20 protein-coding genes and 6 tRNA genes are annotated in these 25,419 nt (G+C 51.5%); 4 read left to right on the forward strand and 22 right to left on the reverse strand.

Annotated features, from left to right (window positions below; genetic code table 11):
- Positions 1-3: 3 nt before the first annotated feature.
- Positions 4-2,586, reverse strand: a complete 2,583-nt coding sequence (leuS, locus tag BUB06_RS09260; RefSeq protein ID WP_010298778.1) for a leucine--tRNA ligase — start codon at positions 2,584-2,586, stop codon at positions 4-6.
- 309 nt (positions 2,587-2,895) lie between these two features.
- Here leuS and BUB06_RS09265 point away from each other — a divergent pair, with 309 nt between their 5' ends.
- Entirely contained in the window at positions 2,896-3,378 is a 483-nt protein-coding gene (locus tag BUB06_RS09265) for a zinc ribbon-containing protein (RefSeq protein WP_010298779.1), read from the forward strand.
- 49 nt (positions 3,379-3,427) lie between these two features.
- On the opposite strand, the gene BUB06_RS09270 is transcribed toward BUB06_RS09265, so the two are convergent.
- The 9 genes from BUB06_RS09270 to miaB form a co-directional block, all read right to left on the reverse strand.
- On the reverse strand, positions 3,428-4,153 hold the full coding sequence (locus tag BUB06_RS09270) for an amino acid ABC transporter ATP-binding protein (RefSeq protein ID WP_039472507.1): 726 nt from the start codon (positions 4,151-4,153) through the stop codon (positions 3,428-3,430).
- On the reverse strand, positions 4,153-4,827 hold the full coding sequence (gene gltK / locus BUB06_RS09275) for a glutamate/aspartate ABC transporter permease GltK (protein ID WP_014914631.1): 675 nt from the start codon (positions 4,825-4,827) through the stop codon (positions 4,153-4,155). The genes BUB06_RS09270 and gltK overlap by 1 nt, the downstream gene beginning before the upstream one ends.
- A gap of 3 nt (positions 4,828-4,830) precedes the next feature.
- Positions 4,831-5,571 carry an amino acid ABC transporter permease gene (locus BUB06_RS09280; RefSeq protein ID WP_039472509.1) on the reverse strand — a complete coding sequence of 247 codons (741 nt, stop codon included), beginning with the start codon at positions 5,569-5,571 and terminating at the stop codon, positions 4,831-4,833.
- 219 nt (positions 5,572-5,790) lie between these two features.
- Entirely contained in the window at positions 5,791-6,687 is an 897-nt protein-coding gene (locus BUB06_RS09285) for an amino acid ABC transporter substrate-binding protein (RefSeq protein ID WP_010298785.1), read from the reverse strand.
- 452 nt (positions 6,688-7,139) lie between these two features.
- A complete protein-coding gene (gene lnt / locus BUB06_RS09290) occupies positions 7,140-8,669 on the reverse strand; it encodes an apolipoprotein N-acyltransferase (RefSeq protein WP_039472512.1) in 1,530 nt (509 codons plus the stop codon).
- A gap of 7 nt (positions 8,670-8,676) precedes the next feature.
- Positions 8,677-9,555 (reverse strand): CNNM family magnesium/cobalt transport protein CorC, encoded by an 879-nt coding sequence (gene corC, locus BUB06_RS09295; protein WP_010298789.1) that lies wholly within the window; start codon positions 9,553-9,555, stop codon positions 8,677-8,679.
- Between the two features lie 127 nt (positions 9,556-9,682).
- Positions 9,683-10,162 (reverse strand): rRNA maturation RNase YbeY, encoded by a 480-nt coding sequence (ybeY, locus tag BUB06_RS09300; RefSeq protein WP_039472514.1) that lies wholly within the window; start codon positions 10,160-10,162, stop codon positions 9,683-9,685.
- On the reverse strand, positions 10,159-11,217 hold the full coding sequence (locus tag BUB06_RS09305) for a PhoH family protein (RefSeq protein WP_039472515.1): 1,059 nt from the start codon (positions 11,215-11,217) through the stop codon (positions 10,159-10,161). Before BUB06_RS09305 ends, ybeY begins: the two co-directional genes overlap by 4 nt.
- Positions 11,218-11,547: 330 nt before the next feature.
- Positions 11,548-12,972, reverse strand: coding sequence for a tRNA (N6-isopentenyl adenosine(37)-C2)-methylthiotransferase MiaB (gene miaB / locus BUB06_RS09310; RefSeq protein ID WP_039472517.1), 1,425 nt, complete (start codon positions 12,970-12,972; stop codon positions 11,548-11,550).
- A 227-nt stretch (positions 12,973-13,199) separates the two neighbouring features.
- Here miaB and ubiF point away from each other — a divergent pair, with 227 nt between their 5' ends.
- Positions 13,200-14,366 carry a 3-demethoxyubiquinol 3-hydroxylase gene (gene ubiF, locus BUB06_RS09315; RefSeq protein ID WP_039472519.1) on the forward strand — a complete coding sequence of 389 codons (1,167 nt, stop codon included), beginning with the start codon at positions 13,200-13,202 and terminating at the stop codon, positions 14,364-14,366.
- Positions 14,367-14,388: 22 nt separating this feature from the next.
- Here the strand turns inward: ubiF and BUB06_RS09320 are convergent, their stop codons facing one another.
- The 11 genes from BUB06_RS09320 to nagB form a co-directional block, all read right to left on the reverse strand.
- Positions 14,389-15,003 (reverse strand): hypothetical protein, encoded by a 615-nt coding sequence (locus BUB06_RS09320; RefSeq protein ID WP_039472521.1) that lies wholly within the window; start codon positions 15,001-15,003, stop codon positions 14,389-14,391.
- Between the two features lie 134 nt (positions 15,004-15,137).
- Positions 15,138-15,212 (reverse strand) — tRNA-Gln (locus BUB06_RS09325).
- Between the two features lie 6 nt (positions 15,213-15,218).
- Positions 15,219-15,295: transfer RNA gene (locus BUB06_RS09330), tRNA-Met, on the reverse strand.
- Positions 15,296-15,348: 53 nt separating this feature from the next.
- Positions 15,349-15,423: transfer RNA gene (locus BUB06_RS09335), tRNA-Gln, on the reverse strand.
- Between the two features lie 35 nt (positions 15,424-15,458).
- A tRNA-Gln gene (locus BUB06_RS09340) sits at positions 15,459-15,533 on the reverse strand.
- Positions 15,534-15,589: 56 nt separating this feature from the next.
- Positions 15,590-15,674 (reverse strand) — tRNA-Leu (locus BUB06_RS09345).
- 8 nt (positions 15,675-15,682) lie between these two features.
- A tRNA-Met gene (locus tag BUB06_RS09350) sits at positions 15,683-15,759 on the reverse strand.
- 219 nt (positions 15,760-15,978) lie between these two features.
- Entirely contained in the window at positions 15,979-17,643 is a 1,665-nt protein-coding gene (gene asnB / locus BUB06_RS09360) for an asparagine synthase B (RefSeq protein WP_039472522.1), read from the reverse strand.
- Between the two features lie 203 nt (positions 17,644-17,846).
- The gene (gene nagC, locus BUB06_RS09365; RefSeq protein WP_039472524.1) at positions 17,847-19,070 is read right to left on the reverse strand and encodes a DNA-binding transcriptional regulator NagC; all 1,224 of its coding nucleotides are present in this window, start codon (positions 19,068-19,070) and stop codon (positions 17,847-17,849) included.
- Positions 19,071-19,165: 95 nt separating this feature from the next.
- A complete protein-coding gene (nagA, locus tag BUB06_RS09370; protein WP_039472527.1) occupies positions 19,166-20,311 on the reverse strand; it encodes an N-acetylglucosamine-6-phosphate deacetylase in 1,146 nt (381 codons plus the stop codon).
- An 18-nt stretch (positions 20,312-20,329) separates the two neighbouring features.
- Positions 20,330-21,130 (reverse strand): glucosamine-6-phosphate deaminase, encoded by an 801-nt coding sequence (gene nagB, locus BUB06_RS09375; RefSeq protein WP_039472528.1) that lies wholly within the window; start codon positions 21,128-21,130, stop codon positions 20,330-20,332.
- Between the two features lie 358 nt (positions 21,131-21,488).
- Here nagB and nagE point away from each other — a divergent pair, with 358 nt between their 5' ends.
- Both nagE and glnS read left to right on the forward strand, forming a co-directional pair.
- Positions 21,489-22,985, forward strand: coding sequence for an N-acetylglucosamine-specific PTS transporter subunit IIBC (nagE, locus tag BUB06_RS09380; RefSeq protein ID WP_039472530.1), 1,497 nt, complete (start codon positions 21,489-21,491; stop codon positions 22,983-22,985).
- A gap of 190 nt (positions 22,986-23,175) precedes the next feature.
- Positions 23,176-24,834 carry a glutamine--tRNA ligase gene (gene glnS, locus BUB06_RS09385; protein ID WP_039472532.1) on the forward strand — a complete coding sequence of 553 codons (1,659 nt, stop codon included), beginning with the start codon at positions 23,176-23,178 and terminating at the stop codon, positions 24,832-24,834.
- Positions 24,835-24,897: 63 nt separating this feature from the next.
- Here the strand turns inward: glnS and fur are convergent, their stop codons facing one another.
- Complete coding sequence (fur, locus tag BUB06_RS09390; protein WP_010285452.1) at positions 24,898-25,347, reverse strand: ferric iron uptake transcriptional regulator; 450 nt, start codon at positions 25,345-25,347, stop codon at positions 24,898-24,900.
- Between the last annotated feature and the right edge of the window lie 72 nt (positions 25,348-25,419).

Below are 25,419 nucleotides of genomic sequence, written 5' to 3' on the forward strand. Positions count from 1 at the left end.
GCCTTAACCCACAACCAGGTTAAGCAGTTTGCCAGGGACATAAATCACTTTACGAACCGTGACGCCGTCCAGATATTTCGCGACCAGCGGTTCCTGAGCAGCGCGTTCGCGAACCTGTTCTTCGCTCGCGTCAGCGGCAACGGTGATTTTACCACGTACTTTACCGTTAACCTGAACAACGACCAGCTTGGAATCTTCAACCATTGCGTTTTCATCTGCAACTGGCCACGGCGCAGTATCGACGTCGCCTTCACCTTGCAATGCCTGCCACAGTGTGAAGCAGACGTGCGGCGTGAACGGATACAGCATACGAACGACGGCCAGCAGCGTTTCCTGCGTCAGTGCGCGATCCTGATCGCTGTCCTGCGGCGCTTTCGCCAGTTTGTTCATCAGTTCCATGATGGCGGCGATCGCGGTGTTGAAGGTCTGACGACGGCCGATATCATCGGTCACTTTAGCGATCGTTTTGTGCAGGTCGCGGCGCAGTGATTTCTGATCTTCAGTCAGTGTAGCGATATCCAGAGCCGTTACCGCACCTTTCTCGGTATGCTCAAAGGCTTGTCTCCAGACGCGTTTCAGGAAGCGGTTTGCGCCTTCTACGCCGGATTCCTGCCATTCCAGCGTCATTTCTGCCGGAGAAGCAAACATCATGAACAGACGAACGGTATCTGCACCGTATTTCTCTACCATGACCTGCGGGTCGATGCCGTTGTTTTTGGACTTCGACATTTTGCTCATGCCCGCGTAAACCACGTCACGGCCTTCGTTATCTACGGCTTTGACGATGCGTCCTTTCTCATCACGCTCAACGGTGACATCGGTCGGAGAAACCCAGACGCGCTCGCCGTTATTACCGAGATAATAGAAGGCATCGGCCAGCACCATGCCCTGACACAGCAGGCGTTTGGCGGGTTCATCAGAGGTAACCAGACCAGCGTCGCGCATCAGTTTGTGGAAGAAGCGGAAATACATCAGGTGCATGATGGCGTGTTCGATACCACCAACGTATTGGTCAACGGGCAGCCAGTAGTTGGCGGCAGCCGGATCCAGCATTCCCTGATCGTACTGCGGGCAGGTGTAGCGCGCGTAGTACCAGGACGATTCCATAAAGGTGTCGAACGTGTCGGTTTCACGCAGCGCTGGCTGACCGTTAACGGTCGTCTTCGCCCATTCTGGGTTAGATTTCAGCGGGCTGGTGATGCCATCCATCACGACATCTTCCGGCAGGATAACCGGCAACTGATCTTCTGGTGTCGGGATAACGGTACCGTCTTCCAGCGTCACCATTGGGATTGGAGCACCCCAATAACGCTGGCGGGAGACACCCCAGTCGCGCAGGCGATAGTTGACTTTACGTTCGCCGATGCCTTTTTCGACCAGCTTATCGGCAATGGCGTTGAACCCGGCTTCGAAATCCAGACCGTCAAACTCATCAGAGTTGAACAGGTTGCCTTTTTCCGTCATCGCCTGAGCGGACAGATCGGGCTCGCTGCCGTCGGCATTCAGAATAACCGGCTTGATGGACAGATCGTATTTGGTGGCAAATTCCCAGTCGCGCTGGTCGTGGCCCGGAACGGCCATCACTGCGCCCGTACCGTATTCCATCAGGACGAAGTTGGCGACCCAGATAGCGACTTTCTCACCGTTCAGCGGGTGAATAGCATACAGGCCAGTGGCCATGCCTTTTTTCTCCATCGTCGCCATATCGGCTTCGGCGACTTTGGTATTACGGCATTCTGCAATGAAATCGGCCAGCGCTGGGTTGGTTGCTGCCGCTTGTGCAGCGAGAGGGTGACCGGCGGCAACGGCAACGTAGGTCACGCCCATGAACGTATCCGGACGTGTGGTATAGACAGTCAATTTCTCTGCGCTGTCTGCCACGTCAAAGGTGATTTCTACACCTTCGGAACGACCAATCCAGTTACGCTGCATGGTTTTGACCTGTTCAGGCCAGCTTTCCAGCGTATCCAAATCGTTCAGCAATTGGTCTGCATAAGCGGTGATTTTGATAAACCACTGCGGAATCTCTTTGCGCTCAACTTTGGTATCGCAGCGCCAGCAGCAGCCGTCGATAACCTGTTCGTTCGCCAGTACGGTCTGGTCATTCGGACACCAGTTAACGGCGGAGGTTTTTTTATAAACCAGACCTTTCTCGTACAGCTTGGTGAAGAACCACTGTTCCCAGCGGTAGTAGTCTGGTTTACAGGTCGCGACTTCACGATCCCAGTCATAGCCAAAGCCCAGCAGTTTGAGCTGGTTTTTCATGTAGTCGATGTTGGCGTATGTCCAGGGGGCTGGCGCGGTGTTGTTTTTAACCGCAGCACCTTCTGCCGGCAGACCAAAAGCATCCCAACCGATCGGTTGCAGAACGTTTTTTCCCAGCATGCGCTGATAGCGGGAGATCACGTCGCCGATGGTGTAGTTACGGACGTGGCCCATATGTAGTCGGCCAGAAGGGTAAGGCAGCATGGAAAGGCAATAGTATTTTTCCTTGCCGGGCTGTTCGGTGACTTTAAATGTCTGCTTCTCTTGCCAGTGAAGCTGGACGTCCGCTTCTATCTCTTCTGGGCGGTATTGCTCTTGCATGGCTGCCAGGGGTCCTGTTTAGTGAAGAATCGCTACGTGAGTAGCCTGTTCTGATTCATAACAAAAGATCCGCATAGCATAGCCGTAAGCGACGCGGGCAACAACACCCAGCGCCCGACTGAGGAATATTTCTGATTTGTGAGCGATAGACTGCGAGCTGTTGCGCAAATTAGCGACAATTCACCAGAAGAATGGCAAAAATAATCTAAAATAGAGAGAGATAGGCAACGTAGCGGTTTTTGGCCCGGTGTGCCAGACGGCGAATATGCGTTCTTTATCACCCTTCAACCCGCTTATTCAGGAGGAAGCATGAATAAACTAGCCCGCTATTACCGCGAGTTAATGGCTTCAGTGACGGCCCGGCTGAACAACGGTGAACGCGATCTCGACAGTCTGGTGCTGAGCGCCCGTAAAACCTTGCAGGAAAGCTCGGAGCTGACGCAGAAAGAAATAGAGCAGGTGATTCAGGCTGTTCAGCGCGATCTCGAAGAGTTTGCCCGCAGCTATAACGAAAGTCAGGATGAGTTTACTGACAGCGTTTTTATGCGAGTCATCAAGGAAAGCCTGTGGCAGGAACTGGCGGATATTACGGATAAAACGCAGCTAGAGTGGCGCGAGATCTTCAAAGATGTGAATCACCACGGGGTGTACCACAGCGGTGAAGTGGTGGGGCTAGGTAATCTGGTGTGCGAGAACTGCCATCACCATATTGCATTCTACACGCCGGAGGTTTTGCCACTCTGCCCGAAATGCTCGCATGACCTGTTCCACCGTCAGCCGTTTCAGCCGTAGAGCTGTTGGGGGTAAATAAGCGTGCCTTGCGGCACGCTTTATCTGAGTATTAATGCAGGATTTTCGCCAGGAAGTCTTTAGCGCGTTCGGACTGCGGGTTATTGAAGAAATCATCCTTGCGGGTGTCTTCAACGATTTTGCCCTCATCCATAAAGATCACGCGGTGCGCCACTTTACGGGCAAAGCCCATTTCATGGGTGACGACCATCATGGTCATGCCTTCCTGCGCCAATTCAACCATAACGTCCAACACTTCGTTGATCATTTCTGGGTCGAGCGCGGAAGTCGGTTCATCGAATAACATCGCGATAGGATCCATGCACAGCGCGCGGGCGATGGCGACACGCTGTTGCTGACCACCCGAAAGCTGCCCTGGATACTTGTTGGCGTGTGCCGCTAGCCCAACGCGTTCCAACAGCTTCTGTGCTTTGGCTTTGGCGTCTTCACGCTTACGTTTCAGCACTTTCACCTGCGCCAGCGTCAGGTTCTCGATAATCGACAGATGTGGAAACAGTTCGAAGTGCTGGAACACCATCCCGACTTTGGAACGCAACTGAGCCAGATTGGTTTTTTTATCGTTAACGGCGATGCCATTAACGGTAATTTCACCTTTTTGAATCGGTTCCAGACCGTTTACGGTTTTGATCAGGGTTGATTTACCAGAGCCAGAAGGCCCGCAGACGACCACAACTTCACCTTTTTTTACTTCTGTGGAGCAGTCGGCTAGCACCTGAAATTGGCCGTACCATTTAGAAACATTTTTCAGGGAAATCATCAAACCGTCCTTTTTTTCAGGTAACTGACCAGCATTGAGGCAGTAATGCTGAAGAGAAAATAAATGAACCCAGCAAACAGGATCATTTCAACTTGTGTTCCGTCACGCTCGCCGATGGTTGAGGCGGTACGGAAGAAATCAGCGAGGCTGAGCACGTAAACCAGTGAGGTATCCTGGAACAGAACAATCCCCTGCGTCAGCAGCAGCGGCACCATAGCGCGGAATGCCTGCGGCAGAATAACCAGCTTCATGGATTGCCAGTGTGTCATGCCTAATGCTAACGCCGCGGAGGATTGACCGCGTGACACGCTGAGAATACCCGCACGAATGATTTCCGAATAATAGGCTGCCTCGAACAGCGAGAAGGCTACCATAGCTGAAATCAGTCGAATATCGGTTTTAGGCGATAGCCCAAGCACATTTTGTAATAAGCTAGGAACCACCAGATAGAACCACAGCAGCACCATGACGAGTGGCACGGAGCGGAACAGGTTCACATACAGTTTGGCGAACCAACTGATGGGTTTGATCGGCGACAGGCGCATCACCGCCAGAATCGTGCCCCAGACAATCCCGAATACCACCGCCGTTAGCGTAATTTTGAGTGTGACGACCATCCCCTGAATCAGGTACGGCATGCTTGGCCCAATTGAGCTCCAGTCAAATTCATGCATGATTTATTTGCTCCCCATATTGCCCGGCAAACGGGTTTTTCGCTCAACGACCTGCATAATCAACATAATGACGGCATTGATGCCAACATACGCCAGCGTGATGGCAGTAAAGGATTCATACGCGTGGGCGGAATAGTCCAGCAGTTTCCCTGCCTGTGCCGCCATATCAACCAGACCAATAGTGGAAGCGATGGCCGAGTTTTTTACCAGATTCAGCATCTCTGACGTCAGCGGCGGAACAATCACGCGGTACGCATTCGGCAGTAATACATAGCGGTAGGTTTGCGGCAGCGTCAGGCCCATCGCCAGCCCGGCGGCTTTCTGCCCGCGTGGTAAAGACTGAATCCCCGCACGCACCTGCTCACAAACGCGCGCTGCGGTGAAGAGCCCCAGGCAAATCATCGATGACAGGAAGAATTGAATATTCGGGTCTAGCTCGGCTTTAAACCACATGCCAATGTTGACGGGAAGCAGCTCGGGAACCACCAGATACCAGGTAAAAAACTGGACAATCAGTGGGACGTTGCGAAATAGCTCGACGTAGCAGGTGCCAATGCCCGCAAGGAAACGATTAGGGACGGTACGCAGGATTCCAAATAAAGAACCAATCAGAAACGCGATAATCCAGGCACAGATAGATAATGTGACGGTGACTTGCAGACCGGACAAAATCCACCCGAGGTAGGTTGTGTTGCCGAAGGGGGCGGCTTGTAGAAATATGCCCCAGTTCCAATCTATTGACATAACGAACTCCGGTAAAAAAAGGGTAGCTAAGCTACCCTGAAGATTGATGAGCGGCCATATTCCCGTTCTGTTTCAAACTACAGGCGTATTGTTTATTTTCCTGTTTATCGAAATTTCTCGGGGCAACATGTGATGGGGAACGACCATCACATGCCTGTCTGTCCTGCCACGAATCAGCAATCAGAGGGCAGATGACTCTGCCCTTATTCTCATTATTAATTAGTTTAGTGCTTTGTCATTTGGCGCTTTGAACAAGGCCTTCATTTCATCTGACAGTGCAAAGTTCAGGTTGAGATCTTTTGGCGGAATAGGTTGTTTGAACCAGCGATCGAACCATTTTTCAGCTTCACCGGAGGTCTGAACTTCAGCGATGGTGTCATCAACCAGTTTCTTGAATTGCGGATCGTCTTTACGCAGCATACAGCCGTAGGCTTCTTCAGACTGCGCTTTGCCGACGATATCCCACTGATCGGCGTTTTTCGCTTTCGCACGTTCGCCCGCCAGCAGCGCGTCATCCATCATAAAGGCGACAGCACGGCCGCTTTCCAGCGTACGGAAGGAGTCGCCGTGGTCTTTCGCACTAATGATACGCATCTTCAGCTGTTTTTCTTCATTCAGCTTGTTCAGCAGAACTTCAGAGGTGGTGCCGGAAGTCACTACGACGGTTTTACCCGCCAGATCCGGGAAGTCTTTTACGCCGGAATCTTTTTTGGTTAACAGACGCGTACCGACCACGAAAATGGTGTTAGAGAACGCAGCTTGTTTCTGACGTTCCAGGTTGTTAGTCGTTGAACCACATTCAAAATCAAAGGTACCGTTCTGCAACAGCGGGATACGGTTCTGAGAGGTGATAGGGAGTAGCTTGACCTGCAGGTTAGGCGCATCCAGTTTTTTCTTAACCGCTTCGACAATTTTGTCAGAGTAGGCTTGAGAGTAGCCGACCACTTTTTGCGTGTTGTCATAGTAAGAGAAAGGTACGGACGATTCGCGGTGTCCAATGACGATCACGCCATTATCTTTGACCTTCTTCAATGTACCGGCCAGATCTTCAGCCTGAGCTACGCTGGCGGCGGTGCCAAGCAGAAGCAGTGATAATGCCAGTTTACGCATTTGCATGTTCTAACTCCTTTGCTGTCGTTGCAGTGCAATAGTTATAGCGCTGTCATTAATAACCGTATGGTTAATGTGCCCGTTATCTTCAAGCTAGCATTGTCTTCAAGGTAAACAGCGTATCGCTGCATCACTCATAATGCTTTGCTACCTCTCAGTGATAACGCTGCACCGTTAAAGCGCGAAGTTACTGTCTATACAGTTAAAAAGTAGCTGATTGTAAATAGATTGAAATAGAAATGTTTGTTTTTTGCGATATCTGCCGCACCAAATAACAGCAATGTCAGAGGGTGGCACCAATTTGGTGCGTTGCTTGCCCCAATAGAGAGCTTTACGCCGGCGTAATATCCAAAAAAATACAGAAACAACCATTTACAGGGTAATAAGAGGCAAATACCGTGCCATAAATAAAAAAAGGCATGCAAAAGCATGCCCTTAGGGATGTGAGGAGGGGACGATTATCGGCGACGCAAACCGAAGAAAGCGGCAGCGGTACCGCCCAGTAGCGTAATGATCCAGAGCGGCCAGGAACCGAAGCGCGCATAAGGCGTTATCCCCGTTGCTGGCACGACCTGCGTGCTCAGCACCGCGCGCGTAAACTGCGGCAGGCTAGCGCTGACCTCGCCATCAGGCGTAATCACCGCTGTGACGCCGTTATTGGTGCTACGAACCAGAGGACGTCCTAATTCCAGTGCGCGCATGCGGGCCATCTGGAAGTGTTGCCACGGGCCGATTGAATGACCAAACCAGGCATCGTTCGAGATGGTCAGCAGCATATCGGTGTCTGGCCGGAAGTTATCACGCAATTGCTGGCCTAAGATGATTTCATAACAAATAGCGGCGTTGAGCTTGAAGCCGTGCACAGAAAGCTGGGGCTGAACATAGTCTCCGCGGCTGAACGACGACATGGGGAGATCGAAGAACGGCGCCAGCGGACGTAACAACGTTTCCAGCGGGACAAACTCGCCAAAAGGCACCAGATGGTTTTTGTTGTAACGGTTCGTTGTGGGGTAGTGATACGGATCTTTATCGCCCAAAACGATCACTGAGTTATAAAAATCGGTTTTATTACCCTCACGCCGGATATCGACGATACCCGTAATCAGGCTGCTATTACGGCTACGCAGGATATCGTCAATCTGCTTCAGATAAGCGCCCTGACGGCTTTCAATATCAGGAATTGCCGTTTCTGGCCAGATAACGATGGGGGCCTTGTCCATATAGGGCAGGCTGTTATCCAGATAGATTTTCAGCGTGTTCAACAGCTCGTCTTGTTCCCACTTCATAGCCTGCGGGATATTGCCCTGTACCAGCGCGACATTGACGGCGCGTTCAGGTTGCAGGGTGTACCACTGCACGTTGCGCAGCGGCCATGATAAAACGAAAACGCCGATAGCAATGGCTGCCGGTGCGATTTTTCGTTGATTGATGGCATAAACGAGCAGTCCGCTGAGGCCCATCAGTAGAAAGGTAATGGTGTCGATACCCAGAATAGGCGCGATACCTTTTAGCGGGCCGTCGATTTGGCTGTAGCCGAATTGCAGCCATGGAAAACCGGTGAGCACCCAGCCGCGCAGAAATTCAGTTAACTGCCAGAGTACGGGAGCGGCAAGCACCAGACGCCATAGCGTCGTCTTTGGCCACAGGCGTGAGAGCAGGGCCGAAAACAGCAGGGGATAGAGCGACAGATAGGCGGCGAGCAGAATGACCAGCGCAACATTGACAGGGCCTGGCATTCCGCCAAACTGCGCGATACTGACGTAAACCCAGTTAACGCCGCTACCGAACAGACCCAATCCCCAGCAAAATCCTATCCAGGCTGACTGGCGACTCGTACGGTTGAGCGTCAGTGCCTGTAGGCCCATGAGCGAGATAATCGCCGCGGGCCAGAAATCAAAGGGAGAAAATGCCAGCGTGCCACAGGCACCAAATAAGAGCGCCAGCAGGGCTTTAACCTGCTGGCGTTGTAGAAAAGAAGCGACAACCATTGCCAAATTATTCTTCCAATTTTGGTTGAGGGGCATTGTCAGGGATTCTGACATGAACCTGAATAATACGGCGGCTGTCCGCCATCGCAACCTTAAACAGGTAACCTTCTATGTCGATGGTTTCGCCACGGGCAGGAAGATGGCCGAAGGACTGCATAACCAAGCCGCCAATAGTGTCGACCTCGTCATCGCTGAACCGTGTGCCGAAAGCCTCGTTAAAATCTTCGATATCGGTTAAAGCACGAACGGTGTAGGTCTGGCGATTAAGCTGACGAATATCTCGGTCTTCTTCATCGTCATATTCGTCTTCAATTTCGCCAACAATCAGCTCAAGAATATCTTCAATCGTGACCAGACCGGATACGCCACCAAACTCATCGATGACAATCGCCATGTGATAGCGCAGTGAGCGGAACTCATTCAGCATCCTATCAACGCGTTTACTTTCCGGCACAACCACGGCGGAACGCAGAACTTTATCCATACTGAACGGTTCGGAATCGCTGCGCATAAACGGCAGCAAATCCTTCGCCATCAGGATGCCTTCAATGTGGTCTTTATCTTCGCTAATGACGGGGAAACGGGAGTGGGCGGATTCGATAATCACGTCCAGACACTCTTCCAGCGTTTGATCGCGCTTGAGCGTAATCATCTGCGAGCGAGGGATCATGATGTCGCGTACACGCTGGTCGGCGATATCCATGACGCCTTCGAGCATATCTCGCGTTTCAGGATCGATCAGATCATTCTGTTCGGAATCACGAATCAGAGTGAGTAAACCGTTACGATCTTTTGGCTCGCCGTGAAAAAGCTGATTAAGAATAAGAGAAAAGAAGCCCTTTTTGGGACTGGGTGCATCGCTGTTTTGAGAATGGTCGTCGCTCATGCGTTTTAATTAACATCACTCTTGTTAAAGGATTATTGCCAGCAACTGGAAGCGGCACAGTGGCTGATGTGTGAAGACAAATGCCCGATATCTTCCCGATCTCGGGCTAGACAAAATGTATTTCTATTTATTCGGTGAGGCCATCTTTTTCTGCAAGGTAGGGATCGGCATAACCCATGCCCTGCATAATCTCGGTTTCCAGCGCTTCCATTTCTTCGGCTTCGCTGTCTTCGATATGGTCGTACCCTAGCAGATGCAGGCTACCATGGACAACCATGTGCGCCCAGTGCTCTTCTACGGTTTTTTCCTGCTCGGCGGCTTCACGCTCGACAACCTGACGGCAGATGATTAAATCGCCAAGCAAAGGAAGCTCGACTTCAGGCGGTGCCTCAAAAGGAAACGACAGCACGTTGGTCGGCTTGTCTTTACCGCGATAGGTGTTATTCAGGTCGCGGCTTTCGGCCTCATCCACGATACGGATGGTGACTTCAGCGACTTCCTGAAACTGTGGTAGAACGCCTTCCAGCCAGCGCTGAAAGTCTTTTTCTTCTGGTAGCCCCTGTGCTTGCTCGCTGGCGATTTGTAAATCCAGAATCACCTGACTCATTTTTGCTCCTGATCTGATGCCGCAGCCTGCGCTTCACGCTTACGCTGTTCTGCTAAGGCGTCTTTACGTTTCTGTTCGGCATTTTCCCACGCTTCATAGGCATTCACAATCCGTGCGACCACTGGATGGCGCACCACGTCTTCGCTGTGGAAAAAGTTAAAGCTTATCTCTTCCACATCTGCCAGCACTTCTATCGCGTGGCGTAAGCCGGATTTCAGATTCTTCGGCAGGTCGATCTGCGTGACGTCACCCGTGATGACCGCTTTTGAGTTGAACCCGATGCGTGTCAGGAACATTTTCATTTGTTCGATGGTAGTGTTCTGGCTTTCATCCAGAATAATAAAGGCATCGTTCAGCGTTCGGCCACGCATGTAAGCCAGTGGCGCGACTTCAATCACGTTACGTTCGATAAGCTTCTCGACGCGCTCAAAGCCCAGCATTTCAAACAGGGCATCATAAAGTGGGCGCAAATAAGGATCGACTTTCTGGCTCAGATCGCCAGGCAGGAAACCCAGCTTTTCACCCGCTTCGACTGCTGGGCGCGTTAACAGAATGCGGCGAATATCCTGACGCTCCAACGCATCTACGGCGGCAGCGACAGCTAAGTAGGTTTTCCCCGTTCCCGCCGGGCCAACGCCGAACGTGATGTCGTGATCGAGGATGTTGGCGACATACTGCGCCTGATTCGGCGTGCGCGGTTTGATTACGCCGCGTTTGGTGCGGATGTTGACCACTTTACCATAGTCAGGAACGTGTTCCGCAGACTGTTCCAGCACGCGGGATTCTTTAATCGCAAGGTGAATTTGCTCAGGATCGATATCACCAATGACGCCACGTACCGGTGCTGTATCGACATACAGACGTTGCAGGATATCGGCGGCAGCTTGCGTCAGCAGGCTTTTGCCGACCAGTTTGAATTGATTATCCCGGCGGTTGATCTCGATGCCTAAGCGGCGTTCTAACTGTTTAATATTGTCATCAAACGGACCGCAAAGGCTGAGCAGGCGTTGGTTGTCGGCGGGTTCAAGGGCAATCTCTTTTGTCGTTACGTTCAAATTATTCCTCTTGAGCGTTACTGTGCTGGCTCCATCCTGCCCGCACAAAGTGAACAGTTGTCAGACGGCCTGATGTGTCCGCCCTATGAGTGAATTATTCATCGTGAATGCCCGATGGTGCAAGTCACAATCATGATATTGGGATGCCGCCTCGCAAAAGCAAATGTAAGCGGCATGAAATTGAAGCGGATAGCTTGCCATAAAAAAACGCAGGAGCGTTTTTCAACGTTGCGAAGCAGCGGCCCGGAGGGTGGAAGGCAGGGATAGCCTGCCATAAAAAATGGGTGGCAAAGCCACCCATCATCATGCTGAGACTGGAATGAACGTCAGTTACGGCTGATAGAACCCGACGCCGATCTCATTCTCTTTGCGGGTACGCGCAATCACGGAAGACGGTGATTCATGTACGCGCAGATCCATTTGATCTTCGGTGCGCACCACGATGCCGCGCAGCGAGTTGGTATAAACATCAACGATTTCCACATCGACGAATTTACCGATCATATCCGGCGTGCCTTCGAAGTTAACGACGCGGTTGTTTTCCGTACGGCCAGACAGCTCCATCACGCTCTTACGTGAGGTGCCTTCTACCAAAATACGCTGGACGGTGCCTAGCATGAGGCGGCTAAACCGCATTGCCTGCTGGGTAATGCGTTCTTGCAGAAGATACAGACGCTGTTTTTTCTCTTCTTCTGGCACATCATCAACCATATCCGCAGCCGGTGTCCCTGGACGGGCAGAGTAGACGAAGCTGTAGCTCATATCGAAATTCACATCGGCAATCAGCTTCATCGTCTGTTCAAAGTCAGCCTGCGTTTCGCCAGGGAAACCGACGATAAAGTCAGAACTGATCAGGATGCCCGGACGTGCATTGTGCAGTTTACGGATGATCGCTTTGTATTCCAGTGCGGTATGACGACGTTTCATCATTGTCAGCACGCGGTCAGAACCGCTTTGTACTGGCAAATGCAGGAAGCTGACCAGCTCCGGCGTATCTTCATAGACGCTGATAATATCATCTGTGAATTCAATTGGATGGCTGGTGGTAAAGCGGACGCGGTCGATCCCGTCAATAGCAGCAACCAGACGCAGCAGCTCAGCAAAGGAGCAGATTTCACCGTCATAGGTTTCGCCGCGATAGGCGTTGACGTTCTGCCCTAAAAGGTTAACTTCACGTACGCCTTGCGCGGCCAGTTGAGCGATTTCAAACAACACATCATCGCACGGGCGGCTGACTTCTTCGCCGCGGGTATAAGGCACAACGCAGAATGTGCAGTATTTATTGCAGCCTTCCATGATGGAGACGAAAGCCGTTGGCCCTTCGGCGCGTGGTTCTGGTAGACGGTCGAATTTTTCGATTTCAGGGAAACTGATATCCACGATAGGGCTACGCGTGCCCTGAACGTGATTAATCATTTCCGGCAGTCGGTGCAAGGTTTGCGGGCCAAAAATAACGTCAACGTAGTGCGCACGTTCACGAATATGCGCGCCTTCCTGTGAGGCCACGCAGCCACCGACACCAATAATCAGGTTCGGATTGAGATCTTTCAGCGTTTTCCAACGGCCAAGTTGATGGAAGACCTTTTCCTGCGCCTTTTCACGGATCGAGCAGGTATTGAGCAGCAGGACATCGGCTTCTTCAGCGATTTCAGTCAGCTCATAGCCGTGCGTACTTCCCAGTAAATCAGCCATCTTCGATGAATCGTACTCATTCATCTGACAGCCCCAGGTTTTAATATGCAGTTTTTTTGTCATCGACTTACCATTACTCAGTGCGGATAAGAAAGATTCCCCTCATTTGGGGTGGGTATTGTAATCGCTCGCTGACGTTGTGACCAGCGCCGGAAACCACGCTGATTTGATAACTCCTTACTTTCTATAAAAATGCGGCTTTTCTGAAAAGTTACCCGCAAATCCAGTACACTATTTTCATGCATTTTTACTGGTGTGAATAAACCAGAACCAGAGAGGATAAAGCCAATATGCATTACGATGCGATTGTGGTTGGCGGTGGCATGGTCGGTGCGGCCGCGGCGCTTGGGCTGGCACAGCAAGGATTTCAGGTTGCAGTCGTTGAGCAGGAAATGCCGACGCCTTTTGATGCCGCCAGTCCGCCAGATTTACGGATCTCGGCGATTGGCTATGCGTCGGTTGCGCTATTGAAAGAACTGGGTGCATGGCCACGGGTGCAGCAGATGCGCAGCGCGCCTTACCGTCGGTTGGAAACCTGGGAATGGGCGAATGCCAGAGTCGTTTTTGATGCTGCCGACATTCACCTGCCCGAGCTGGGTTTTATGGTGGAAAACCGCGTGCTGCAACTGGCGCTCTGGGAAAGTTTGCAGGAAGAGGAACGCTGCCACTGTTATTGCCCGGCTACGCCGCAGAACTTGCAACGCACCGATGATGGCTGGTGTTTACAGCTTGCCGATGGGCAACAGCTGACGGCTGCGCTGGTAATTGGCGCCGATGGCGCGAATTCTCAGGTTCGCCAGTGGGCGGGGATTGGCATCAGCGGCTGGCAGTATCGCCAGTCTTGTATGTTGATCGGCGTAGAGACCTCGCAACCCCAGCAGGATGTGACCTGGCAGCAGTTTACACCGAGCGGCCCGCGTGCGTTTTTGCCGCTGTTTGACCAGTGGGGATCGCTGGTGTGGTATGACAGCCCTCAGCGCATTCGTCAGCTTCAGGCGATGCCGCTTACACAGCTGGATAAAGAAATTGCGGCCGCGTTTCCTGAGCGATTGGGCAAGGTCAAGGCGCTCTCCGCCGGATCATTCCCGCTGGTCAGACGCCATGCGCAAACCTATATCAAGCCAGGCTTGGTGCTATTGGGTGATGCCGCGCATACCATCAATCCACTGGCGGGGCAGGGGGTAAATCTGGGATATCGCGATGTTGAGGCGCTGCTGGATGTGTTAATTAACGCGCGCAATGCAGGGGAAGAATGGGCTTCTGAGCGTGTGTTACGCCGCTATCAGTGCCGCCGTATGCCGGATAACCTGATGATGCAAAGCGGGATGGATCTCTTCTATAACGCGTTCAGTAATGCGTTACCACCGCTGAGCTTTGCTCGCAATATGGCGCTGATGGTTGCACAGCGCGCTGGCGTGTTAAAACAGCGCGCATTGAAATATGCCATTGGCGTTTAATGAATAATGAGGATGCCACCCGCTAGAGCACGGGCTCGGCGGTGAAGATAATATCGGTGTCCTCATTGGTTGTTGCTGTAAAGCGAACCTTTCCTACCTGTCGAACACCTTTGCCTGAGGTCTGGCTATCCTGCAGCAGGCCGAACATCATCTCGGTCAGCTCAGGGCTTTCCATATTGTTCTCGCCCAATAGCGCAGAAAATGCGGCTGTGACGATTTGCAGATTCAGTCTTGTTGCTTCGGGGGATTCTGACGCGGCGTTGAGTATCACGAGTCCATTAAGCTGTTGGCCTTTACTCTCTACTGACCCAATTAATCCAACATGCTCGTTAAAAATGTGCTGAAAGTCATCGACGGAGCTTCCCTTTTCCAACTTAACGGTCAATGCGAGAGGGATATTGAGTTTCGTCAGATTAGCATTCATCCGGTCAGCGAACGTTTGCGAAGACATCTTAAAAGAAGGGACGCCAGCAGCATAAGTCGGTGTAATGAAGCAAAGCAGCAACGCCACGCTGAGTAACAGTGTGGTTAACTGCGCACGTCTGACAGACCATCGCGATTGGCCGACGTCATTCTGCTGTGGCAGCACAACATGGCTGAAACCATGAGTAACAGAGGATGTAGATAAAACCTTCATGCCCGCCCTTTTAGGAAAATCGAATGATTGGTTTGGATATATTAACACCAGACTATGTTAATACCAGACACAACAAAACGGGGCGACATCTTTCGATTGTCGCCCCGTTTCTTTGCTGTTTTACCAGCTTTATTTGGCTGGGGTACGAGGATTCGAACCTCGGAATGCCGGAATCAGAATCCGGTGCCTTACCGCTTGGCGATACCCCAAAAATATGGTGGCTACGACGGGAATCGAACCTGTGACCCCAGCATTATGAGTGCTGTGCTCTAACCAGCTGAGCTACGTAGCCAAACTTACTGCTAATGTTACTTTACTTCAACAAATCTTCTACTATCAAGTAGATGGCTGGGGTACCTGGATTCGAACCAGGGAATGCTGGTATCAAAAACCAGTGCCTTACCGCTTGGCGATACCCCAACAGGACAACGAATTTTTCAGCATATGTTTTGAAATGGCTGGGGTACCTGGATTCGAACCAGGGAATGCCGGTATCAAAAACCGGTGCCTTACCGCTTGGCGATACCCCAATCACTACAAAACACTAACAGGCTTCGAAAAGCGATGTCAGACCGAGAAGATGATATGGTGCGGGAGGCGAGACTTGAACTCGCACACCTTGCGGCGCCAGAACCTAAATCTGGTGCGTCTACCAATTTCGCCACTCCCGCAAAAAAGATGGTGGCTACGACGGGAATCGAACCTGTGACCCCAGCATTATGAGTGCTGTGCTCTAACCAGCTGAGCTACGTAGCCATCTTTTCCGCGTCACCTTCATCGGCGTTGCGGGGCGCATTATGCGTAGTTGGCCTAATTGCGTCAACTAGTTTTTTCCCGAAAAGTGCCCTCAATGTATCGTTTGTTTGGGTTGTGAACAGTATGGTGAGAAAAACGCCAAAAAGCACGCATTCCCAGTCAATTAAGCGTACAAAAACGGGCCATGAAAGGCCCGTTGACTGAAGAAATTAAATCGGATTATTTGTAGGCGGACTGGTGTACGCCAACTGCGCGGCCTGATGGATCATCCAGTTTCTTGAAGGATTCATCCCACTCAATCGCTTTAGCTGACGAACAGGCGACGGATGGGCCACCCGGTACGCATTCTGCCGCGCTTGGAACTGGGAACAGCTCTTCGAAGATTTCACGGTACAGGTACGCTTCTTTGGAGCCCGGCGTGTTGTACGGGAAGCGGAAGCGTGCCGTTTCTAACTGTTGATCGGTAACTTGGTTAGCTGCCACTTCTTTCAGCGTGTCGATCCAGCTGTAGCCCACGCCGTCAGAGAACTGTTCTTTCTGACGCCATGCAACGCTGTGCGGCAGGTAGGATTCAAAGCACTCGCGCAGGATGTGTTTTTCCATCTTGCCGTTGCCACACATTTTGTCGCGTGGGTTGATGCGCATCGCGACATCGAGGAAGTTTTTGTCCAGGAACGGTACGCGAGCTTCCACGCCCCAGGCTGACATCGCTTTGTTGGCGCGGGCGCAGTCGTACTGGTGCAGTGCCAGCAGCTTACGCACGGTTTCTTCATGCAGCTCTTTGGCGTTTGGCGCTTTGTGGAAATAGAGATAGCCGCCGAATACTTCGTCAGAACCTTCACCAGACAGCACCATCTTGATGCCCATCGCTTTGATTTTACGGGACATCAGGTACATCGGCGTTGAAGCGCGAATCGTGGTGACGTCATAGGTTTCGATGTGATAAATCACGTCACGAATCGCATCCAGCCCTTCCTGAACGGTGAAGTGAATTTCGTGGTGCACGGTGCCTAAGTGGTTAGCAACTTCCTGCGCCGCTTTCAAATCTGGCGCACCTTCCAAACCGACGGCGAAAGAGTGCAACTGAGGCCACCAGGCTTCACTGCGCTCGTCATCTTCTACGCGACGTGCGGCATATTTTTTGGTGATCGCGGAGATAACGGAGGAATCCAGACCGCCAGAGAGCAACACACCGTAGGGCACGTCAGACATCAGGTGGCTTTTCACCGCTTCTTCCAGTGCATCGCGCAGCGCTTCTTTATCCGTTTCGTTGTCTTTTACTGCGTCATAATCAAACCAGTCACGCTGGTAATACTCGCGAATTTCGCCGTCTTTGCTCCACAGGTAGCTGCCAGCCGGGAATTCTTTGATGGTGCGGCAAACCGGTACCAACGCTTTCATTTCAGAAGCGACGTAGAGGTTGCCGTGCTCATCGTAACCCATATACAGCGGGATGATGCCGAGGTGGTCACGGCCAATCAGGTAGGCGTCTTTCTCGCTGTCATACAGGGCAAAGGCGAACATGCCGCGCAGTTCATCCAGGAATTCAGGGCCTTTTTCCTGATACAGCGCCAGAATCACTTCGCAGTCGGAGCCAGTCTGAAACGCGTAACGGTCGCCGTATTGCTGACGCAATGCTTGATGGTTATAAATTTCACCGTTAACAGCCAGAATGTGGGTGCGCTCGGCGTTGTAAAGCGGCTGTGCGCCCGTGTTGACGTCAACGATAGACAGACGTTCGTGAGCCAGAATCGCTTTGTCGCTGGCATACACGCCGGACCAGTCTGGGCCGCGGTGACGCATCAAACGGGATAATTCCAGCGCTTTCTTACGCAGTTCAACAGGATCGCTTTTCAGATCAAGCACACCAAAAATAGAACACATACATGACTCCCAGTAATGACAGATTCGAACTCAGTGCCATTGATTTAGCATCAAAGTGCCATGGGAATTCAATATTATTTAATGAAAAAAGCCATCGACATGGTGTTTCGTTAATTTATGCGGTTTTTTGGTGTTGATTCGTCAAATTCATAGAAGGGAAAGGCCGGATTTTTAGTGATTACATAATCCGGCCAGAAAGGGAATCAGGCGTTTTCGAGCAATTGCTGTAGCAGCACGCCGTTTAGCATCGCCCGTTTGACCAACGCGAACGCGCTGATAGCAGAAAGATGGTTGAGGCTGGAGATCTCAATCGGCAGGTTGTGGCGAAATTCTTTCAGCACCTGCGCGTTGATGCAGCGTTGGATCGCAGGAAGCAGCGTTTTTTCTGCTTCGGTGATTTCACCCGCAATCACGACTTTCTGCGGGTTGAACAGGTTAATCGCGATGGACAGCGCTTTGCCGAGATTGAGCCCGGCCTGTTCGATAACTTCACGGGCGAGGGCATCACCTCGGTTTGCCGCTTTGCAAATCGTAGAAATCGTACAGTGGTCGGTAGAAAGCTTGCTGGGGTAGCCCTGACCCAGCAGGTGTCGTACGCGCTGTTCAATGGCGGCGTTGGCGACGACGGTTTCCAGACAGCCGAAATTGCCGCAGTGGCAGCGATCGCCGAGTGGATCGATCTGAATATGGCCGATCTCGCCCACGTTGCCGTTGCTGCCAAGAAATATTTGCCCGTTGACGAGAATACCCGCGCCTGTGCCGCGATGGACGCGTACCAGAATAGAATCCAGTGAATCGTGTGTGGCACCGAAATAGTGTTCTGCTAGCGCCAGGCTGCGGATATCGTGACCGACAAAGCTGGTAACATTGAATTGGCGTTGCAGGTTTTCGACCAGTTGCCAGTTATCCACGCTGATGTGCGGCATATAGCGGACGATGCCTGCAACGGGATCAACCAGCCCCGGCAGCACAACGGAGATCGCAATGAGCTCGCGAATACGGCGTTGATGGCTGCTGATAAAGCCGCCGATGGCCTGAAAGAGTGCGGCTTCCAGCGACTCCTGCGTTTTTTCTTGCAGTTCGTAGTGCGCTTCTTCCAGCGCTTTTCCCTGCAAATCGTACAGCGCAATAGTGGCGTCGTAACGGCCAAGGCGTACGGCGATGCTATGGAAAGGGCGGTTTTCGGTGATAATCGAAATGGCGCGTCTGCCGCCGGTGGAAGCTTGCTGATCGACTTCTTTGATTAGCCCACGTTCCAGAAGCTGGCGGGTGATTTTGGTGACGCTGGCGGGGGCAAGCTGGCTTTGTTCTGCTATCTGAATTCGTGAGATCGGACCCTGCTGGTCAATCAGGCGATAAACCACCGCACTGTTTAATTGTTTAACCAGATCGACATTCCCTATCTGCGCTTGTCCGCCTGTGGTCATTAAGAAGTTACTCGCTTAGGTTTAACTCAGCGTTGGGTAAACCTTATCGCAGTTTACCCAACGTATTTCTGCTTTACCCCAAGGCGTTTCTCGTTTTATCCCCAAACAGGATTACCGTTAACAAACGTCTTGAGAATGTGATAGTCACGGTCAAAGACGGTCAGGTTGGCCACTTTACCGCTTTCAATACTGCCTAACTGCTTATCGACGCCGATGGCGCGAGCGGGATAGAGCGTTGCCATCCGAATTGCTTCATCCAGCGCGATACCCGCATGTTCGACGCTATTACGCACGGCTTCGATCATGGTCAGTGCCGAACCGCTCAGAGTGCCGTGTTCATCGACACAAATACCATCGCGGTAGTATATGGTTTTACCAGCAAAAATGAACTGGTCAATATCCGCACCGGCTGGTGCCGTGGCGTCGGTCACCAGCACCAGTTTATCGCCCTTGATACGTTTACTGTTGCGAATATTGGCCCAGTCAACGTGTCGTCCATCTGCGATAATACCGCAATAGACTTCCGGTGCGTCGTAAATCGCGCCGACCAATCCTGGTTCGCGGCCAGTCAGATACGGCATGGCGTTGAACAGGTGGGTAGCGAAACGAATACCAGCGGAAAAACCCTGCTTAGCCTGTTCCCAGGTGGCGTTGGAATGCCCGGCAGAGACGATAATGCCCGCCGCCGTTAGCTGACGGATAACCGACGGTTCGACTTCTTCCGGTGCCAGCGTGATTTTCGTAATGGCGTCCGCGTTGGCGCACAGAAAGTCGACCAATTCTTGCGTTGGTTTGCGGATAAAAGCAGGGTCATGCGTGCCTTTCTTTAGCACATTCAGCCATGGACCTTCGAGATGTAACCCAAGCGCCTGATGCTGATTCTGAGCCAGCCAGTCTCTCATCACGCTGATGCTGTGCTTCATAAAGGCATCGCTGGAGGTAATCAGAGTAGGCAAAAAACTGGTACAGCCTGAACGCTCGTTTGCCTGCTGCATGATCTCCAATGTCTTGACGGAGATCGTGTCCAGCGAGTCGTTGAACTGCACGCCGCCGCAGCCGTTCAACTGGAGATCGATAAACCCCGGGGCGAGGAATGCACCGCCCAGATCATGTTGTTCAATGCCGGCAGGAAGTTCGGCAAGTGGACAGATTCGTTCGATCAGCCCATCGGCAATCACGACGGCGTGATTATCCAGAATCTGATGGCCGGTGAAAATCCGGCTATGGGTTAACGCGTACATCATCGACTCCCGCATCGGTTAGAGATTTTTCATACTTTCCGTTTCTAATTCACGGAAGTATTTAACGGTTTTTACCTTCAGTTCCATTGTTGAAGGCTCGTCACAAACCATGATGGCTTTGGCATGAAGTTGCAGGCAGCTAATGGTCCACATATGGTTAACATTGCCTTCTACCGCAGCCTGTAGTGCCTGTGCCTTGTTACGACCGGTCACCAGAATCATCACTTCTTCGGCATCCAGCAGCGTACCGACACCCACGGTCAGGGCAAATTTAGGCACCAGACTGACGTCCCCGCCGAAGAAACGGGAATTGGCGATACGGGTTTCTTCTGTCAACGTTTTGATGCGTGTGCGGGAGGCCAGAGAGGAGGCGGGTTCATTGAAGGCGATATGTCCATCATTGCCCACGCCGCCCATGAAAAGATGAATTTTCCCGTAGGACTTTATTTTCTCTTCATAGCGGCGACATTCTGCTGTGGTGTCTTCTGCGTTGCCGTTCAACAGGTTAATGTTTTCACGCGGAATATCAACGTGATTGAAAAAATTCTGATGCATGAAGGTATGATAGCTTTCAGGGTGATCGGTCGGCAGATCGACATATTCATCCATATTGAAGGTGATGACGTGTTTGAAGCTCACCAGTCCCGCCTTGTGCATGGCGACCAGCGATTTGTAGGCCTCGAGCGGTGAACTGCCTGTCGGCAATCCCAGAATAAAAGGGCGATCTGCACTGGGCTTGAAAGCGTTAATTTTCTCAACGATGTGGCGGGCGGCCCATTTTCCGACGTCGGCGGCGGTGGTTAAAGGAATGAGTCTCATCGGCGCTCTCCTGATTTTTAGTGGAATTAAATACGTTATTGCACAAATCGCGCCAGCTGCGCGTTTTGTCTATGCATTAAAATTAGTCTACTCCGTTTTTTTTAATCTTGAAATAAGTTGGGGTTTTATTCAGGTATAAACTTTTTGTATGCAGTTTTTTGGTGATTTTTATCACATAATTACGGGGTTTAATTTGTGTAGCGAATTATTTTTCTTACACTCCCCCTAAGAACCACCGCTGCCACATTTTTTCGACAATGGCGTTTTTCGACAGCGACGTTCTTCGGCAGTGAAATTTATTGGCAGGTTTGTTTGCCCCACAACATTTCATTACCTCGCAAAGGTAAGAGAGGGAAAAGTGAGTACTCTGAGCTATTTACAAAAAGTCGGTCGGGCATTGATGGTGCCTGTCGCGACGCTGCCTGCTGCCGCTATCCTGATGGGGATAGGTTACTGGATTGATCCGGTTGGCTGGGGAAGCGAGAACGCGTTGGCGGCACTCCTCATCAAATCGGGTGAAGCGATTATCGGGCATATGGCCGTGCTGTTTGCGGTTGGTGTCGCATACGGTATGTCTAAAGATAAAGATGGTGCGGCGGCATTGACCGGCTTTGTCGGTTATCTGGTGCTGACCACGCTGTGTTCGCCGGCCGTTGTTGCCATGATCCAACGAATCCCTGTTGAACAGGTACCTGCTGCGTTTGGCAAGATTGAAAACCAGTTTATCGGGATTCTGGTCGGTGTGATGTCCGCCGAGCTGTATAACCGCTTCAGTCAGGTTGAGTTGCCCAAGGCGCTGTCGTTCTTCAGCGGACGCCGCCTGGTGCCGATTCTGGTTTCTTTCCTGATGATTCTGGTCGCGTTCATTTTAATGTACGTCTGGCCGGTGATTTACAATGCGCTGGTATCGTTCGGTGAACATATTCAGCAGTTGGGTTCGGTTGGCGCCGGGGTTTACGCCTTCTTTAACCGCTTGCTGATTCCTGTTGGATTGCACCATGCGCTGAATTCCGTGTTCTGGTTTGATGTCGCAGGTATCAACGATATTCCTAACTTCCTGGCTGGCCAACAGTCAATCGACTCTGGTAAAGCCGTAGTGGGGATCACCGGACGTTATCAGGCGGGCTTCTTCCCGATTATGATGTTCGGCCTGCCGGGAGCCGCGCTGGCGATTTATCACTGCGCGCGCCCTGAAAACAAAAGCAAAGTGGCCGGGATTATGCTGGCGGCGGCATTTGCCTCCTTCTTTACCGGGATTACCGAGCCGCTGGAATTCTCCTTCATGTTTGTCGCGCCAGTGCTGTATTTCCTGCATGCGCTGCTGACCGGTTTTTCCGTCTTTATCGCGGCCAGCATGCATTGGATCGCCGGTTTTGGTTTCAGTGCGGGTCTGGTGGATATGGTGCTGTCCTCACGTAACCCGTTGGCTACCCAGTGGTACATGCTGCTTGCTCAGGGGCTGGTATTCTTCGTCATTTACTATGTGGTGTTCCGCTTTACTATTACTCGCTTCAATCTGTTAACGCCGGGGCGTGAACTGGCGGTGAGCGGTAGTGAAGCCGATGGTTATGACGTGAGTACAGCGTCTGCGGGCGAGAAATCAAGCGATGCAGCGGTGTTGGCGCGGGGCTATCTGCAGGCGCTGGGCGGAAAAGCCAATCTGACGGGCATTGATGCCTGTATTACACGCCTGCGTTTGAACGTGGCTGATTCCTCTCTGGTTGATGATGTACAGGCAAAACGTCTTGGTGCGGCGGGCGTTATTCGTCTGAATAAGCAGAGCGTACAGATTGTTGTGGGTACGCAGGCTGAATCGATAGCGAACGCGCTGAAAGCGGAGTATGAAAAGATATAGTATGACAAGGCGTAATATGACGGCGTTACTTGTTTAACGCGATGTTATGTCGATGAAAGCGGTGGGGCGAGATAGCAATCTCGCCCTTTTTTTTCGTTATGAATAATTAAATGAAACTAACGGTTGTTTCCCAGCGTAGCTTGTTGGATCATTGTCGGTTATACGTCGTTTTAGCATTGAGGAATGAAGAATGAGTGAGGCTGAAGCCCGCCCAACCAACTTTATCCGTCAGATTATCGATGAAGATCTGGCGTCCGGTAAACATGACCATATTCAGACGCGTTTCCCGCCAGAGCCGAACGGCTATCTGCATATTGGGCATGCAAAATCTATTTGCCTGAATTTTGGTATCGCGCGTGACTATCAGGGGCAATGCAACCTGCGTTTTGACGACACCAACCCGGTAAAAGAAGATATCGAATACGTTGAGTCGATCAAACGTGACGTCGAGTGGCTGGGCTTTTCATGGAGCGGCGACGTTCGCTATTCTTCTGATTATTTCGATCAACTGCACGCTTATGCGGTTGAGCTGATCGGTAAAGGGCTGGCTTACGTTGATGAACTGACGCCTGAGCAGATTCGCGAATACCGCGGTACGCTGACGGCACCGGGTAAAAACAGCCCTTACCGCGACCGTACCGTGCAGGAAAACCTGTCGCTGTTTGAAAAAATGCGTAACGGTGGATTTGCGGAAGGTACGGCCTGTCTGCGTGCAAAAATCGATATGGCATCGTCCTTTATCGTGATGCGCGATCCGGTGTTGTATCGCATTAAATTTGCCGATCATCACCAGACGGGCAACAAGTGGTGCATCTATCCGATGTATGACTTCACCCACTGCATTTCCGATGCGCTGGAAGGGATCACGCATTCGCTGTGTACGCTGGAATTCCAGGATAACCGCCGTCTGTATGACTGGGTGCTGGATAACATCACTATTCCTTGTCACCCGCGTCAGTACGAGTTCTCCCGCCTTAACCTTGAATACGCGATTATGTCCAAGCGTAAGCTGAATCAGCTGGTTGTGGAAAACGTCGTTGAAGGATGGGACGATCCGCGTATGCCGACCATCTCTGGTCTGCGCCGTCGTGGTTACAGCGCGTCATCTATCCGTGAGTTCTGTGTGCGCATTGGCGTAACGAAGCAGGACAACAACGTGGAAATGGCCGCGCTTGAGTCCTGTATCCGTGACGATCTGAATGAGAATGCTCCACGTGCAATGGCAGTGTTGGATCCGGTTAAAGTTGTGATCGAGAATCTGCCAACTGAGCATGAAGAGTTTGTCGCGATGCCAAACCATCCGAACAAGCCGGAAATGGGCTCACGTCAGGTCGCATTCAGCCGCGAAGTTTACATCGATCGTGCTGACTTCCGTGAAGAAGCCAACAAACAGTACAAGCGTCTGGTGCTGGGTAAAGAAGTACGCCTACGTAATGCCTATGTGATCAAAGCAGAGCGCATTGAGAAAGACGAGCAGGGTACTATCACCACGATCTACTGTAGCTATGATGCGGAAACGCTGAGCAAAGATCCGGCTGACGGCCGTAAAGTGAAAGGCGTTATCCACTGGGTTTCTGCGGCACACGCGGTACCAGCAGAATTCCGCTTGTACGATCGCCTGTTCAGTGTGGCAAACCCTGGTGCGGCGGAAGACTTCCTGTCGACGATTAATCCAGATTCACTGAAAATTACGCAAGGTTTTGTGGAAGCGAGCCTGGCACAAGCGGAAGTAGAGAAAGCGTATCAGTTTGAGCGTGAAGGCTATTTCTGTGCTGACCGCGTTTATTCCAGCGCAGAACATCTGGTGTTTAACCGTACGGTTGGACTGCGAGATACCTGGGTAGGCTAAGGCCACCGGTAAGAAGACAAAAATAAAACCGCCTTGGCGGTTTTATTTTTTTATGCGGTCGATTTATCGTGTGGAATCGTGCAGGGTTTCATCCTCTCGGCAATCCCCTTCACTGCAATGCCCATAGAGATACAGACTGTGGTTGGACAGTTTGATGCCGTGTCTTTCTGCGATCTCGCGCTGACGCGCTTCGATATATTCATCGCGGAATTCAATGACTTTGCCACAGTCGAGGCAAATTAAGTGATCGTGATGATGCTGCTGCGTCAATTCAAAGACGGATTTGCCACCTTCGAAGTTATGACGGGTTACGATACCCGCATCATCAAACTGGTTGAGTACGCGATAGACAGTAGCAAGACCAATCTCTTCGCCCATATCAATCAGTTTCTTATATAAATCTTCCGCACTGACGTGATGGCAGACAGGGTCCTGTAACACTTCCAGTATTTTCAGTCTTGGAAGAGTGACTTTCAGGCCGGCCTTCTTTAATGCGGTATTGTTGTCAGTCATGCGGGTTTAATCCTGTTGCTTACTTATCAATGGAGGCTGCCTAGCCTATGACATCGGTCGGCTCAAAAAATG

It is taken from the genome of Pectobacterium carotovorum, from assembly GCF_900129615.1.
GTDB classification, from domain to species: Bacteria; Pseudomonadota; Gammaproteobacteria; order Enterobacterales; family Enterobacteriaceae; genus Pectobacterium; species Pectobacterium carotovorum.